The organism is Actinoplanes sp. NPDC051861 (assembly GCF_040681145.1).
Taxonomy (GTDB): domain Bacteria; phylum Actinomycetota; class Actinomycetes; order Mycobacteriales; family Micromonosporaceae; genus Actinoplanes.
Map to the genome: position 1 here is coordinate 745,028 of NZ_JBFAYE010000001.1, position 13,240 is coordinate 758,267.

The following is a 13,240-nucleotide window of genomic DNA, read 5'->3' on the forward strand; positions in this document are numbered from 1 at the left end:
GAGGGCATGACAAAGGGCACCACAGAGAGCACCGATCCGGCCGGGCGAGGGGCCGGCCGGATCGGGTCCTTCACCGTGCTCTACGACGCGGGCTGTCCGATTTGCCGGACCGCGCGGCGCTGGCTGGAGTCGCGGCTGCAACTCGTGCCGCTGAGCTTCGTCGCGGCCGGGTCGGCTGAGGCCCGGAGCCTCTTCCCCGGGCTGGACCACGACGCCACGCTGCGGGATCTCACGGTCATTTCCGACACCGGAGAGGTGTACGCGGGCGACGGCGCCTGGCTCGCCTGCCTGTGGGCCCTGGCCGACCACCGCGGGACGGCCGAGCGGCTCAGTACTCCCGCGCTGCTCCCGCTGGCCCGGCGCGTGATCGCCACGGCGGCGGCCGTGCGGCGGTCGACGCGGGACCACGGATACGGTGACGTCTGTGACGAAACCTGCCGCTGACGGGAAACCTCTACGTGCCCGGGGTGAGCAGACCCGGCAGGTGATCCTGGAGACCGCGCTGCGCATGTTCCGGGAGCGGGGATACGCGGACACGACCATGCGTGCCATCGCCAAGGAGGCAGGGGTCGCGGTCGGTAACGCCTACTACTACTTCGACTCCAAGGAACACCTGATACAGGGGTTCTACGACCACATGCAGGGCGCGCACCGAGTGGCGGCGGCTCCGGTCCTCGACGGGGAGCGGGAGTTCGCGGCCCGGTTGCGCGGGGTGCTGCACGCGGGGATCGACGTGAACGCGCCGTACCACTCGTTCGCGGCCACCTTCTTCAAGACGGCGGCCGAGCCCACGTCGCCGCTCAGCCCGTTCTCGCGGCAGTCGTCGCCGGCCCGGGACGCGTCGATCGGGATCTTCCGGGATGTGATGGAGGGCTCGACGGCGAAGATCGATCCGGAGCTGCGGGTCCATCTGCCGGAGCTGCTCTGGCTGGCCTGGATGGGTGTGACGCTGTTCTGGGTCTATGACAGCTCGCCGGAACAGCGGCGCACCCGGCGCCTGATCGACGGGGTGGTGCCGCTGATCGATCGGCTGGTGGGTCTGTCCCGTTTGAGGGTGTTACGGCCGGCGCTGCGCCAGGTGCTCGAGCTGTTGGACAACGTGCGGCGCGACGATTAGCGACATTACGCAGCGTGACTAGCTTGGGTCTTTGCCCCGATAAGGGCTGATTTTTCGGGCTAAGGTGGGGTAACCGATCGGGCAGTTTGGTTACGCAGCGCTTCCGAAGGCCGGTGATCGTCACGTAGCGTCATGTCCGCAGGTGGGTCTGGGGACGTCGCGGGACTCCACTCGGGACCAGTAGGAAACCGCGACGCAGACGGTGAGCCGGGCACGGCAGGGCTTCGGGAGCAGCCCGCCGAGCCCGGCTCGCCAGCCTTCCTCTAGTGAGCGGCCAGGCCCAGCGCCTCGGCGGCGGCGCGGCTGTTGGCGAGGCTGGCGCCGTGGGTGACTACGAAGGCGCGTACGCCCTCGGGCCGCCAGGACGACGGCCAGCCCATCTCGACCACGCCGACCGGGCGGGTGGCGGCCAGGCGCTCGACGATGTCGCGGGCGGCGGGTGAGTTGTGGATGCGACGGCCGACCACGACGACGGGACGGTCACCGGCGCGGGCGGCGAGCGCCTCCGGTGAGCTCTCGCCGGCCACCACCTCGACGAACTCGGTTCCGTTGAGGTGCGGCTTCAGGCCCCACGGCACCCGGCCCTCGGCGATCGAGTGCCCGGCGACGAACTGCACGACCAGCGGCGAGCCCAGGTCGCCCGGCGAGCCCTCGACGACGACAGCGCGGCGGGCCGCGGCCACACCGAGTCCGGCGTCGCGGGTGGCGGGCAGCCGCGGGGTCGAGCTCCACGAGGCGAGGGCGGCGGTGCGAGCGGCGGCCTCCTCCAGCCGGGCGGCCGGCAGGCGCCCGTCCTGGACCGAGGCGGCGATCTCGCTCGCTACCGATTCGACCAGCGCGCGGTCCACCTCGGCGCCGATGCAGAGCAGGTCGGCTCCGGCGGAGAGCGCGGCCACCGCGGCCAGCGGGATGCTGCCCGCCGCACCGGCAGCGCCGCGCATCTCCAGGGCGTCGGTGACGATCACGCCGCGGAAGCCGTACTCGCCGCGCAGCAGACCGGTCAGCGCGGCCCGGCTGAACGTCGCGGGCAGGTCGCCGGTGAGCGCCGGCACCCGGATGTGCGCGCTCATCACCGCCTGGGCGCCGGCCGCTACCGCGGCGGCGAAGGGCGGCAGGTCGCGCTCGCGCAGGACGGACAGCGGCACGTCGACGGTCGGCAGCTCCAGGTGCGAGTCACTGACCGTGGCGCCGTGGCCGGGGAAGTGCTTGGCGCAGGCCGCCACGCCGGTCGACTCCAGGCCGGTGATCGCGGCGCCGGCGTGGCGGGCGACCAGGGCCGGGTCGGCGCCGAACGAGCGGGTGCCGATGATCGGGTTGTCGTCGGCGGTGTTGACGTCGACGGTCGGCGCGAGGTCGAGGTTCACCCCTGCGGCGGCGAGGTCGGCGCCGATGGCCGCGTAGACCAGACGGGTCAGCTCGGGGTCGTCGACCGCGCCGAGTGCCGCGTTCCCGGGATATGGACTCCCGGTCCGGTGCCCGAGGCGGGTGACGTCGCCGCCCTCCTCGTCGATGGCGATCAGCGCGTCCGGCCGTGCCGAGCGCAGCGTCGCGGTCAGCGCCGCGAGCTGGGCGGAGTCGGCGACATTGGTCCCGAACAGGGTGTGCCCGGCGAGTCCGTCGGCCAGCAGTTCGAGTGCCCAGTCCGGCGCGGACGGGCCCGGAAAAGCGGCGAGGAGGGTGTGCAGAGCGAGTCGGCGAAGGCCGGGGTCGGTCGACATCTTGTCCTTCCGATGGCACAAATCTGGTCGAGGAGGCCTCCGAGCTGCCATGATCGCTCGGAGTCGATGAGCCACCCTCCGGCCCGGCGCCGTTGCCTACCGTTACGCTGCGGCTGCGTGTCGTGCGTCGACACTGTAACAGGAAAGAATCTTTCTTATTAGGGGAACGAACGCTATGGCGACCACCCGCCTCCCGGGCACGCCCCGGCTGCTGCGCGCACTCAACGACCGTGCAGCGCTGGATCTGCTGCTCACGCGTGGTCCACTGACCCGGGCACAGCTCGGCGAGCTGACCGGCCTGAGCAAGGTCACCGCCTCGCAGCTGGTCGAGCGGCTGGAGGAGCGCGGGCTGGTCCGGCGGGTGGGCGAGCAGGCCGGCGGCCGCGGCCCCAACGCCCAGCTGTACGCGGTGACCCCGAGCAGCGCCCACGTGATCGGCGTCGACGTCGGCCCGGACTGCGTGGTCGCCGCGTGCGCGGACATCACCGGCACGATCATCAGCCGGGTCGAGCAGAGCACCAAGGACACCGACGACCCGGTCGGCGTCGTGCACAACGCGGTGGTCCAGGCGGCCGGCGAGGCGGGCGCCGACATGTCCTCGGTACGCCGAGTCGTCCTCGGCACGCCGGGTCTGGTCGACCCGGAGTCCGGCGAGATCTCGTTCGCGCACGACCTGCCCCGCTGGCACCGCGGCCTGCTCGCCGAGCTGCGCCGCGACCTGAGCACGCCGGTCGTCTTCGGCAACGACGTGAACATGGCGGCGGTCGCCGAGTCCGGCACCGGCGCGGCGACCGGGGTGAGCGACTTCGCGCTGATCTGGATCGGCCGCGGTGTCGGTCTCGCCACGGTCATCGCCGGCCGTCTGCACCAGGGCGCCACCGGCGCCGCCGGTGAGATCGGCTACCTGCCGGTGGCCGGCGCGGAGGTCCCGCACAACGCGTCACGCCGCGGGGTGAAGGGTGCCTTCCAGGCGATCGCCGGCGCGGACGCGGTGAAGGCGATCGGCAAGCAGTTCGGCTTCCGCGGCGCCGAGGCGGCCGACGTGGTCCGCGCGGCGGTGGCCGCCGGCCCGGCCGGCGAACCTGTCCTCGACGAGTTGGCCCGTCGCCTCGCGCTCGGTGTCGCCGCCACCTGCGTGGTGCTCGACCCGCCGCTGGTGGTGCTGGCCGGCGAGGTCAGCCGGGCCGGTGGGCCGGCGCTGGCCGAGCGGGTGGAGCGCGAGGTCTCGGCGATCACACTGGTCTCGCCGAAGGTCGTGGTGACCAGCGTGCCCGCCGAACCGGTGCTGCACGGCGCCCTGCGGACGGCCCTGGAGGCGGTCCGCGACGAGGTCTTCGGCTCCACGACCGACTAGCGGGTCACGGGAGGTGGCTCGGGCACACATGGTTGGATGGACGCGTGCTGGAGGCTGTCGTAACCGATCCGCCCGGCGAGGACACCGTCATCGCCTTCGACCGTGTGAACGTGGTCCGCGGGGGCAATCACCTGGTCCGTGACCTGTCCTGGCAGGTCGAGCTCGATGAGCGGTGGGTCGTGCTGGGGCCGAACGGCGCCGGCAAGACGACCCTGCTCAACCTCGCGGCCGGCCGGTTGCACCCCACCCGCGGTGTCGCGTACGTGCTGGGCGAGCGCCTGGGCCGCACCGATCTGAACGAGTTGCGCACCCGAGTGGGCTACACCACCGGCCGGTTCGCCGATCAGGTGCCGCCCGGCGAGCGGGTGATCGACGTGGTGCTCACCGCCGCGTGGTCGGTGGTCGGCCGCTGGCGGGAGGAGTACGACCCGCAGGACGAGGCGCGCGCCCGGCAGCTGCTGGACCAGCTCGGCGTGGCCTCCTTCGCCGAGCGTGAGTTCGGCACCCTCTCCGAGGGCGAGCGCAAGCGCACCCAGATCGCCCGCGCGCTGATGACCGACCCGGAGCTGATGCTGCTCGACGAGCCGACCGCCGGTCTGGACCTGGGCGGCCGGGAGACCCTGATCGGGCACCTCACCGAGCTGGCGCTGGACCCGGACGCCCCGGCCATGGTGCTGGTCACCCACCACGTCGAGGAGATCCCGCCGGGCTTCACCCACGGCCTGCTCCTGCGCGACGGCGTCGTGGTCGCGGCCGGCCTGCTCGGCGAGGTGATGACCGCCGAGAACCTGACGAAGACGTTCGGCCTGCCGCTGGTCGTGGACCGCTTCGGCGACCGTTACGCGGCGCGGGCGGGTTAGGCCCGAGATGCCGACCCGGGTCGTCGTCGCGGGAAGCGCGAACATGGATCTGGTCGGGCTGGCGCCGCGCCTGCCCCGGCCGGGCGAGACCGTGCTCGGTGACGACTTCGTGATGGCACCGGGCGGCAAGGGGTCGAACCAGGCCATCGCCGCCGCGCGGGCGGGCGGGACGACGGCGTTCCTCGGCGCGATCGGCTCGGATTCGTTCGGGGTCACCCTGGGCGCGCGGCTCACGGCCGCGGGGGTGAACACCAGTCGGGTACGCACGAGCTACGGCACCTCCGGCGTTGCCGTGATCATGGTGGATCGCGACGGGGAGAACTCGATCCTGGTCAGCCCGGGAGCGAACCGGACGTTCGTCGACCTGAGCGCCGGCGAGAAGGCCGCGATCGCGGAGGCGGACGTGCTGCTCTGCCAGCAGGAGATCCCGCTGTCCACGGTGTATTCGGCCCTGCGCGCCGGCCGGGCGGGCGGCACCCGGACCATCCTGAACGCCGCGCCCGCCATGGATCCGCCGCCGGGCATGCTCGACGAGGTCGACCTGCTGGTGGTCAACGAGATCGAGGCCCGCGCCATCACCGGCGCGACCGAGCCGGACATGGCCGGGTTGCTGGCTCTCGTGCCGCGCGTGGTGCTGACGGCTGGCGGCAAGGGCGCGCGGTACGCGGATCGTGACGGCCGGGATGAGCACGTCCCCGCGTTCCGGGTTGCGGTCGCGGACACGACCGCTGCCGGTGACGCGTTTACCGGTGCTCTCGCGGTGGCCTGGGGTGAGGGGCGGGATCTGGTGGACGCGGTTCGGTGGGCGAATGCGGCCGGCGCTGTGTGCGTGCGGAAGGTCGGGGCCAGTGGTGCGCTGCCGGAGCGGTCTGAGATTGAGGCGCTCTACAACGCTTGAAGTTGGTAGAACGAACGTTCTCTCTCTGGTTTGATGCCCCGCGCGCCCCGCGCCCCGCGCGCCCCGCGCGCCCCGCGCGCCGATGCGGCGCCTGGCCGCAGATAGAACGTTCGTTCTCCCTAACGCCTCACGACTCCCGGATCGTCGTCACGAAGCGGGACACCTCGGCCCGCAACACCTCGGCGAGCTGGGACAACCCCACATCAGCCGCCTGAGGCCCGCCGTCCACCGCCACCGCGATGCCCTCGACCAGCCCGCTCATCTCGCGGATCCGGGCGGTGACCGCCTCCAGCACGGCGATGGCGTCCGCCGCCGCCTGCTGCACCGTGTTGACCTGGCCCATGATCTCCTCGCTGGACGAGCTGGTCTCGTTGGCGAGTGTCTTCACCTCGTTGGCCACCACGCCGAACCCGCGTCCCGCCGTGCCCGCGCGGGCCGCCTCGATCGTGGCGTTCAGTGCCAGCAGCCGGGTCTGCGCCGACACCTTGTTGATCAGGTCGACGGCGTGCCGGATCTGTTCGGAGGAGGTACGCAGCGACGACACCGTGCCCAGCCCCTGCTCCGCGTTGGTCACCGCGTCGCGGGCGAAGTCGGCCAGTCCGTTCGCCGACCGGCCCATCTCGGTGGCCGCGGTGGCGACCTGCTCGGAGACGGTCAGTACCGCTGACTCCAGCTCGTCGGCGAGCGCCAGGCGGCCCCGGGCGGCGTCCGCGAACTGCTCCGCGGTCCGGTTCATCACCTGGTTCGAGTGGGTGATCTGTTCGGCGGCCGCCCGGTACGCGCCGTCCAGTCCCTGTGTCAGGAAGCGCCGGTGGAAGCGGCCCTGTGACGCGGCGGCCGAGGCGGCGCCGGCCTCGCGTACGAAGGCGTCGACGTGGTCGAGCAGTCCGTTGACGGCGATGCGCAGTCCGGCGGCGAGGTCCGAGTCGCCGATCGCCGGTATCCGCGCCTCCAGATCGCCGTCGGCGGCGCGCGCGCAAACCTCGGTGGCGGTCCGGACCGCCTGTTCGAGGTCACCCCCGCCGACGCCGGAGGGGAGTCCGGTCCTCACCGCCCACCGCCGTCGGTGATCGCCCAGACCAGCTCGTCGTACGTCTGCCCGTGCTCCTCCAGCATCCGGTTCAGTGCCGCCGCGCCGGCCGTGACAGCGTCCGGGGTGTGGCTGTGCCGGCGTTGCTCGGTGAGCAGCCGGTCGTAGACGGCGCTGATCGCGGTGACCGCCGCGGGGCGGGGCAGGCGGCGGTTCGAGTGGAAGCCGAGCAGCCTGCCGGACCGGTCGTAGGAGGGCGTGATGTGCGCGAACACCCAGTAGTGCGCGCCGTCGGCGGCGAGGTTCAGGACGTACGCGAAGATCTCCTGGCCGTCCTTGAGGGTGTCCCAGAGCAGCTTGAACACGGCCCGCGGCATGTCCGGATGGCGGATCACGTTGTGCGGGCTGCCGACCGCTGCCTGCTCCGGCAGCGCCGAAACCCGGAGAAAGACATCATTCGCGTACGTGATGACGCCGCGCGGGTCGGTCTTGCTGACGATCAGCTCGTTCTCGCCGAACGTGCGCTCGACACCGGTGGGGCGTACCTCGGTGGCTCTCATGATGTCTTGATCGTCGGCGACCGGCGGGGTTCTGAACGGGGAAATCGGCGAATCAGCGAGCCACCCGCAGCGCCCAGACGATCAGTGGCACCTGCAGCGGCAGCCGGCCGTAGGCGATGGCGCGACGGGCCGGTGACGCGTGCCTCCAATCGGCGGCCATCTTGACGTTGGCCGGGAAGACGGCGGCGAAGAGGGCCGCGGCGGCAAGACCGCCGGCTTTGCGGGTGCGAGGATGTGCGACGGCGGCGGCGACTGCCAATTCGGCAACCCCGCTTGCGTACGTCCACGCGCGTGGCGATCCGGGCAGAACTCCCGGCACGATGCCGTCGAACGGCCGGGGTGCCACGAAGTGGAGTGTGCCCATGGCGGCCAGGAAACCGGCCAGGCTCGCGGCGTCCCGCCTCACCGGTGGACCGCCGGCTCCAGGGCCCGCTGGAGCGCGCGGTAGATCCGGCCGAAGCGCTGTGCGTTGTCGGTGCGCAGCAGCAGGACATCGCCGCCGTGCACGTGGCCCCAGATCTCCAGGCTCCGGCTGCCCCGGTCGTACGACGCGTCCATGCGCTCCAGCAGCAGGTCGGCGACCGGCACCACGGCCAGGCCGATCAGGATGCCGGCGACCAGGACGGTCAGCACGGTGGTCAGCGCCGCGTCCATCAGCAGCGCGACCGTGATCGCGAACCCGCCGGCGAGCAGCGGCAGGAGGATGGTCAGGCCGAGCGCTCCCCGCCAGGCGATGACGCCCCACGAGCGGGAACCGCGGGTGTACCAGACCCGGATCAGGTCGGGCAGGCGGAAGTCGCGGCCGTTCATCCGTACGCCGGATGACGTGATCAGGACTTCCGGATCCCGGTAATAGGTGGTCATCTTCTCCTCCCCAGAGGACCCAATGTATCCCTTACCCGTCGTAGGGTGGCGGGGAAACGGCTCGATGCGAGGAGGCACGGGGTGGGCGAGTTCGTACGGCTGGAAGCCGCGGACGGAATCGGGACGATCCGGCTGGAACGGCCGCCGATGAACGCCCTGAACACCCAGGTGCAGGACGAGCTTCGAGCGGCCGCGCAGGCCGCCACCGCCGACGACTCGGTGCGCGCCGTGGTGGTGTGGGGCGGGGAGAAGGTGTTCGCGGCCGGCGCCGACATCACCGAGTTCACGACCGTGTCGTACCAGGAGATGGTGGCCCGTTCCGCCGCGCTCTCCAGCGCGTTCGACGCGGTGGCCCGCATTCCGAAGCCGGTCGTCGCCGCGATCACCGGGTATGCGCTCGGCGGCGGCTGCGAGCTCGCGCTGGCCTGCGACTGGCGGGTGGTGGCCGACGACGCCAAGCTCGGCCAGCCGGAGATCAAGCTGGGGATCATCCCGGGCGCCGGCGGCACCCAGCGGCTCGCCCGGCTGATCGGGCCGGCCGGCGCCAAGGACCTGATCTTCTCTGGTCGGATGGTCGACAGCGACGAGGCGCTGCGGATCGGTCTCGCCGACCGGGTCGCGCCGACCGCCGCGGTCTACACGACAGCCGTCGAGCTGGTCCGGCCGTATACGACCGGGCCCGCGATGGCGTTGCGCGCCGCCAAACAGGCCATCGACGGTGGGCTGAGCGTGGACCTGGCGGGTGGCCTGGCGTTGGAGTCGCACCTCTTCGCGGCCCTGTTCGCCACCGACGACCGGGTGGAAGGAACCACCGCTTTCGTCGAGAAGCGCAAGCCCAAGTTCACCGGCAGGTAGTGGATCAACCGGTCGCGGGGCGCGATTGCCTAGACTGCGTTCATGTCCATCGACCAGGGTGGTCTGAAGCGCTATGCCCTCGGCATCGACTTCGGCACCTCGAACACCGTCGCCGTGGCGCGATGGCCGGACGGCCGTGCCCGGCCGATCCTGGTCGACGGCTCACCGCTGCTGCCGTCCGCCGTCTTCGCTGACGCCGGGGGAGACGTGCTGGTCGGCCGGGACGCGGTGCACAGCGCGCGGCTGGATCCGGCCCGCTTCGAGCCGAACCCGAAACGCCGGATCGACGACGGCCTGGTGCTGCTCGGCGAGCGCGAGTTCGAGGTCGTCGAGCTGATCGCGGCGGTGCTGGCCCGGGTCACCGAGGAGTGGCACCGCGCCGTGGGGCCGTACCGGCCGCAGACCACGCTCACCTGTCCCGCCTCGTGGGGCGCGACGCGCCGGACGCTGCTCGCCGAGGCCGCCGCGCGGGCCGGGCTGGAGGGTGCCCGCCTGGTCGCCGAGCCGGTCGCCGCGGCGACGTACTTCGCCGAGGTGCTCGGGCGCGACGTGCCGATCGGCTCGGTGGTGATGGTGCACGACTTCGGCGCCGGCACCTTCGACGCCAGCGTGGTGGCCCGGACCAGCTCGGGCTTCGAGGTGCTGGCCGTCGACGGCCGCGACGACCTGGGCGGCCTGGACGTGGACGCGGCGGTCGTCGAGCACCTGCGCACCGACGACTGGGCCCGGCTCCTGGAGCCGTCCACGGTCGAGGAGCGCCGGGCCCGCCGCCAGCTCTGGGACGACGTGCGCATCGCCAAGGAACGGCTCTCCCGCGCCCAGTCGGCGGACTTCGTGGTGCCGCTGCTCGACGTCGAGGCGCACCTCACCCGCGAGGAGCTGGAGACCGTCGCGCGGCCGGTGCTGGACCAGACCGTGCAGGTCACCAAGAACCTGCTGCGCTGGGCCGACCTGCCCGAGGGCCGGCTGGCCGGTGTCTTCCTGGTCGGCGGCGCGAGCCGGATCCCGCTGGTCGCCACCCTGCTGCACCGCGAGCTGGGCGACCCGCCGGTGGTGATCGAGCAGCCCGAGCTGGTGGTCGCCGAGGGCAGCATCCTGGCCGGTGCCGCCCTGCTCTCCACCGAGCCGGCCGCACCCGGGCCGACCGAGGAACTGCGGCTGCCGTCGAAGTACCTGCCGAGCGCGACCGGGCTGATCGTGCGCGAGGAGCCGGCGCCGGCCACGACGCTGATGCCACCGGAGACCGAACCGCAGCAGGAGACCGTGGTGGCGGCCGTCCCGAACGTGGATCAGGGCCCGACCGTGGAGACCGAGCGGATCGCGCGGCCGGCTGCGGCGGATCCCGAGGCCGGCGAGGAGCCGGGCGAGCCGATCGAGACCCCGGGTGGGCCGCTGTCGACCGAACGGCTCGGCGACAGGGCGGCCGAGGCCGACGAGGTGCCCGAGGACGCGCCCGATCCGGATGACGGCACCCCGCCGCATCTGCGCCCGCCGGTCGACCCGTGGCCGCACGCCGACCCGGCCACGTGGCGGACCGACCCGGACGCCACCGCCGCCGCGCCGACCCCGTCGAGCGAGGGCTGGGCTCCCGTACCCCAGAGGAAAGCCGGACCACCGCAGCGCGCGAACCGGCCCACGACGCCGGTGGTGGCACACGCCCGGCCCATCGCCCCGGTGTCGGCGCAGCCGGTGACCTCCCCGGTGATGGGCTCGGCCCGGCCCATCCCGTCGGCCCGAGCCGTCGCCGCCGCGCCACGCACCCCGCAGCCCGCGCCGCAGCAGAGGCAGCGCCCCGCGAAACGCCCCAAGAAACGCCGTCGCGGACGGTTCCTGCGGTTCCTGCAGGTCATGCTGAGCCTGTTCACCATGGTGATGGTGCCGCTGGTCGCGCTGGTGCTGGCGTACGGATACGCGAACGGCGCCCCGCTGCAGCAGGACGCGATAAACGTCTTCCAGGACCTGGCGGAGCTGCTCGGACTGGCCTGACAGAGGGGAACGCGGGTGACCGGAACGATCGAGGGCCACGGCGGCGAGCTGGCCCTGGCCGCACTGCGCGCGTTCGGGGTGAGCGAGATGTTCACCCTCTCCGGTGGGCACGTCTTCCCGCTCTACACCGCGGCGCACGAGTCCGGGTTCCCGATCTACGACGTGCGGCACGAGCAGTCCGCGGTGTTCGCCGCCGAGGCGGTGGCCAAGCTGCGCCGCCGGCCGGGCCTGGCCGTGCTCACCGCCGGGCCGGGCGTCACCAACGGCATCTCCGGGCTGACCAGTGCGCACTTCAACGCCTCGCCGGTGCTGGTGCTCGGCGGGCGGGCACCGGCGTTCCGCTGGGGCTCGGGCAGCCTGCAGGAGCTCGATCACGTGCCGCTGGTCGCCCCGGTCACCAAGTACGCGGCCACGGTCGCGGCCACCGAGTCCATCCCCGGTGAGATCGCCGCCGCGCTGACCGCCGCGCTCACCCCGCACCGGGGGCCGGTCTTCCTCGACCTGCCCCTCGAGGTGATCTTCTCGACGGCGGAGGCGGCCCGGCCCGGCGAACCCGCGGTGCCCGTCCTGGAGCCCGATCCCGACGAGGTGCGCCGCGCGGCCGAACTGCTCGCGGCCGCCGAGCGCCCGGTGATCGTGGCGGGTTCGGAGGTGTGGAGCGGCGACGCGGTGGCTGAGCTGCGTGCGGCCGCGGAGGCGTTGCGCGTACCGGTCTTCGCCAACGGGATGGGCCGGGGCTCGCTGCCGCCCGGGCACCCGCTCGCCTTCGCCCGCGCGCGGCGGGTCGCCCTCGGTGAGGCGGACGTGGTGGCGGTGATCGGCACGCCGCTCGACTTCCGGCTCGGGTTCGGCGAGTTCGGCGACGCCCAGGTGGTGCACGTCGTGGACGCGCCCGACCAGCGGGCCACCCACGTCACCCCGGCCGTCTCGCCCGCCGGTGACCTGCGCCGGATCCTGGCCGGGATCGCGTCGTACTCCGGCGATCGGGCCGACCACGAGGAGTGGCTGGCGGGGCTGCGGACCGCCGAGGACGCCGGGCGGGCCCGCGACGAGGAGGCGATGGCGGCCGAGACCGACCCGATCAGGCCGGCCCGGATCTACGGTGAGCTGCGCAGGGTGCTGGCGAGCGACGCGGTGACGATCGGCGACGGCGGTGACTTCGTGTCGTACGCCGGCCGCTACCTGGAGCCCGCCCAGCCCGGCACGTGGCTGGACCCCGGCCCGTACGGCTGTCTCGGCACCGGCCTCGGCTACGCGATGGGTGCCCGGGTCACCTACCCCGACCGGCAGATCTGCGTGCTGATGGGTGACGGCGCGGCCGGCTTCTCCCTGATGGACGCCGAGTCCCTGGTCCGGCAGAACCTGCCCGTGGTGATCGTGGTCGGCAACAACGGCATCTGGGGCCTGGAGAAACACCCGATGCGCGCGATGTACGGGTACGACGTGGCGGCGGACCTTTCGCCCGGACTCCGGTACGACGACGTGGTGCGCGCGCTCGGCGGTGCCGGCGAGACCGTGGAGAAGGCCGCCGAACTCGGCCCGGCTCTGCGGCGCGCGTTCGACGCGGGCGTGCCGTACCTGGTGAACGTCCTGACCGACCCGGCAGACGCTTACCCGCGTAGCTCGAACCTCGCTTAGTTCTTCTGTTCGTCGTCCTTGTTGAGCTCGCGCTCCCACTGGGCGAGCGTCTCGCGGTCACGGCGGGACTGCTCGGTGTCCATCGAGCGCAGGAAGTCGGGATCGTCGTCGGGGGAGGAGGGGCGCCGTGCGGGGCGGCGGGACGTGCGGGTGACCGGGCGGCCCCACACGAGGTAGGCGAGCGGCCCGGCGATCGGGATGAGAACGATCACCAGGACCCAGAGCCAGCGCCGCATGTTGCGGACCCGTTCCGCGGCCAGGCAGCTGATCAGCGCCAGGATGAGCAGGACGAGTGCGACAGCGGCCAAGAAGATGAACAACCGGACCATGCCGCAATGATGCCCCGCGTACGCCAAGACG

At 72.6% G+C, this 13,240-nt stretch carries 14 protein-coding genes; 8 read left to right on the plus strand and 6 right to left on the minus strand.

The window, feature by feature from the left end:
• Window positions 1-6: 6 nt before the first annotated feature.
• Together AB0M02_RS03745 and AB0M02_RS03750 are read left to right on the plus strand one after the other, a co-directional pair.
• The gene (locus AB0M02_RS03745) at window positions 7-444 is read left to right on the plus strand and encodes a DCC1-like thiol-disulfide oxidoreductase family protein (RefSeq protein WP_364220888.1); all 438 of its coding nucleotides are present in this window, start codon (window positions 7-9) and stop codon (window positions 442-444) included.
• Window positions 425-1,117, plus strand: a complete 693-nt coding sequence (locus AB0M02_RS03750; RefSeq protein WP_364220891.1) for a TetR family transcriptional regulator — start codon at window positions 425-427, stop codon at window positions 1,115-1,117. Before AB0M02_RS03745 ends, AB0M02_RS03750 begins: the two co-directional genes overlap by 20 nt.
• Window positions 1,118-1,380: 263 nt before the next feature.
• On the opposite strand, the gene AB0M02_RS03755 is transcribed toward AB0M02_RS03750, so the two are convergent.
• Window positions 1,381-2,835 carry a glycoside hydrolase family 3 N-terminal domain-containing protein gene (locus tag AB0M02_RS03755; RefSeq protein ID WP_364220893.1) on the minus strand — a complete coding sequence of 485 codons (1,455 nt, stop codon included), beginning with the start codon at window positions 2,833-2,835 and terminating at the stop codon, window positions 1,381-1,383.
• 175 nt (window positions 2,836-3,010) lie between these two features.
• Here AB0M02_RS03755 and AB0M02_RS03760 point away from each other — a divergent pair, with 175 nt between their 5' ends.
• The 3 genes from AB0M02_RS03760 to AB0M02_RS03770 are packed head-to-tail and all read left to right on the plus strand — an operon-like array spanning window position 3,011 to window position 5,947.
• Window positions 3,011-4,189, plus strand: a complete 1,179-nt coding sequence (locus AB0M02_RS03760) for an ROK family transcriptional regulator (protein ID WP_364220896.1) — start codon at window positions 3,011-3,013, stop codon at window positions 4,187-4,189.
• A gap of 44 nt (window positions 4,190-4,233) precedes the next feature.
• Window positions 4,234-5,049: an ABC transporter ATP-binding protein gene (locus AB0M02_RS03765; protein WP_364220899.1), complete on the plus strand. Its 816-nt coding sequence runs from the start codon at window positions 4,234-4,236 to the stop codon at window positions 5,047-5,049.
• Window positions 5,050-5,056: 7 nt separating this feature from the next.
• A complete protein-coding gene (locus AB0M02_RS03770; RefSeq protein WP_364220902.1) occupies window positions 5,057-5,947 on the plus strand; it encodes a ribokinase in 891 nt (296 codons plus the stop codon).
• Between the two features lie 127 nt (window positions 5,948-6,074).
• On the opposite strand, the gene AB0M02_RS03775 is transcribed toward AB0M02_RS03770, so the two are convergent.
• The 4 genes from AB0M02_RS03775 to AB0M02_RS03790 are packed head-to-tail and all read right to left on the minus strand — an operon-like array spanning window position 6,075 to window position 8,401.
• Complete coding sequence (locus AB0M02_RS03775) at window positions 6,075-6,998, minus strand: methyl-accepting chemotaxis protein (RefSeq protein ID WP_364220904.1); 924 nt, start codon at window positions 6,996-6,998, stop codon at window positions 6,075-6,077.
• Window positions 6,995-7,537 (minus strand): PAS domain-containing protein, encoded by a 543-nt coding sequence (locus AB0M02_RS03780; protein WP_364220907.1) that lies wholly within the window; start codon window positions 7,535-7,537, stop codon window positions 6,995-6,997. The genes AB0M02_RS03775 and AB0M02_RS03780 overlap by 4 nt, the downstream gene beginning before the upstream one ends.
• A gap of 52 nt (window positions 7,538-7,589) precedes the next feature.
• Entirely contained in the window at window positions 7,590-7,943 is a 354-nt protein-coding gene (locus tag AB0M02_RS03785) for a hypothetical protein (RefSeq protein ID WP_364220910.1), read from the minus strand.
• On the minus strand, window positions 7,940-8,401 hold the full coding sequence (locus AB0M02_RS03790) for a DUF6232 family protein (RefSeq protein WP_364220913.1): 462 nt from the start codon (window positions 8,399-8,401) through the stop codon (window positions 7,940-7,942). Before AB0M02_RS03790 ends, AB0M02_RS03785 begins: the two co-directional genes overlap by 4 nt.
• An 81-nt stretch (window positions 8,402-8,482) precedes the next feature.
• Here AB0M02_RS03790 and AB0M02_RS03795 point away from each other — a divergent pair, with 81 nt between their 5' ends.
• The 3 genes from AB0M02_RS03795 to AB0M02_RS03805 are packed head-to-tail and all read left to right on the plus strand — an operon-like array spanning window position 8,483 to window position 12,880.
• Window positions 8,483-9,256, plus strand: coding sequence for an enoyl-CoA hydratase-related protein (locus AB0M02_RS03795; RefSeq protein ID WP_364220916.1), 774 nt, complete (start codon window positions 8,483-8,485; stop codon window positions 9,254-9,256).
• A 42-nt stretch (window positions 9,257-9,298) separates the two neighbouring features.
• Window positions 9,299-11,242 (plus strand): Hsp70 family protein, encoded by a 1,944-nt coding sequence (locus AB0M02_RS03800; RefSeq protein ID WP_364220919.1) that lies wholly within the window; start codon window positions 9,299-9,301, stop codon window positions 11,240-11,242.
• 15 nt (window positions 11,243-11,257) lie between these two features.
• Window positions 11,258-12,880, plus strand: coding sequence for an acetolactate synthase (locus AB0M02_RS03805; RefSeq protein WP_364220921.1), 1,623 nt, complete (start codon window positions 11,258-11,260; stop codon window positions 12,878-12,880).
• On the opposite strand, the gene AB0M02_RS03810 is transcribed toward AB0M02_RS03805, so the two are convergent.
• The gene (locus tag AB0M02_RS03810; RefSeq protein WP_364220924.1) at window positions 12,877-13,209 is read right to left on the minus strand and encodes a PLD nuclease N-terminal domain-containing protein; all 333 of its coding nucleotides are present in this window, start codon (window positions 13,207-13,209) and stop codon (window positions 12,877-12,879) included. The genes AB0M02_RS03805 and AB0M02_RS03810 overlap by 4 nt on opposite strands.
• Between the last annotated feature and the right edge of the window lie 31 nt (window positions 13,210-13,240).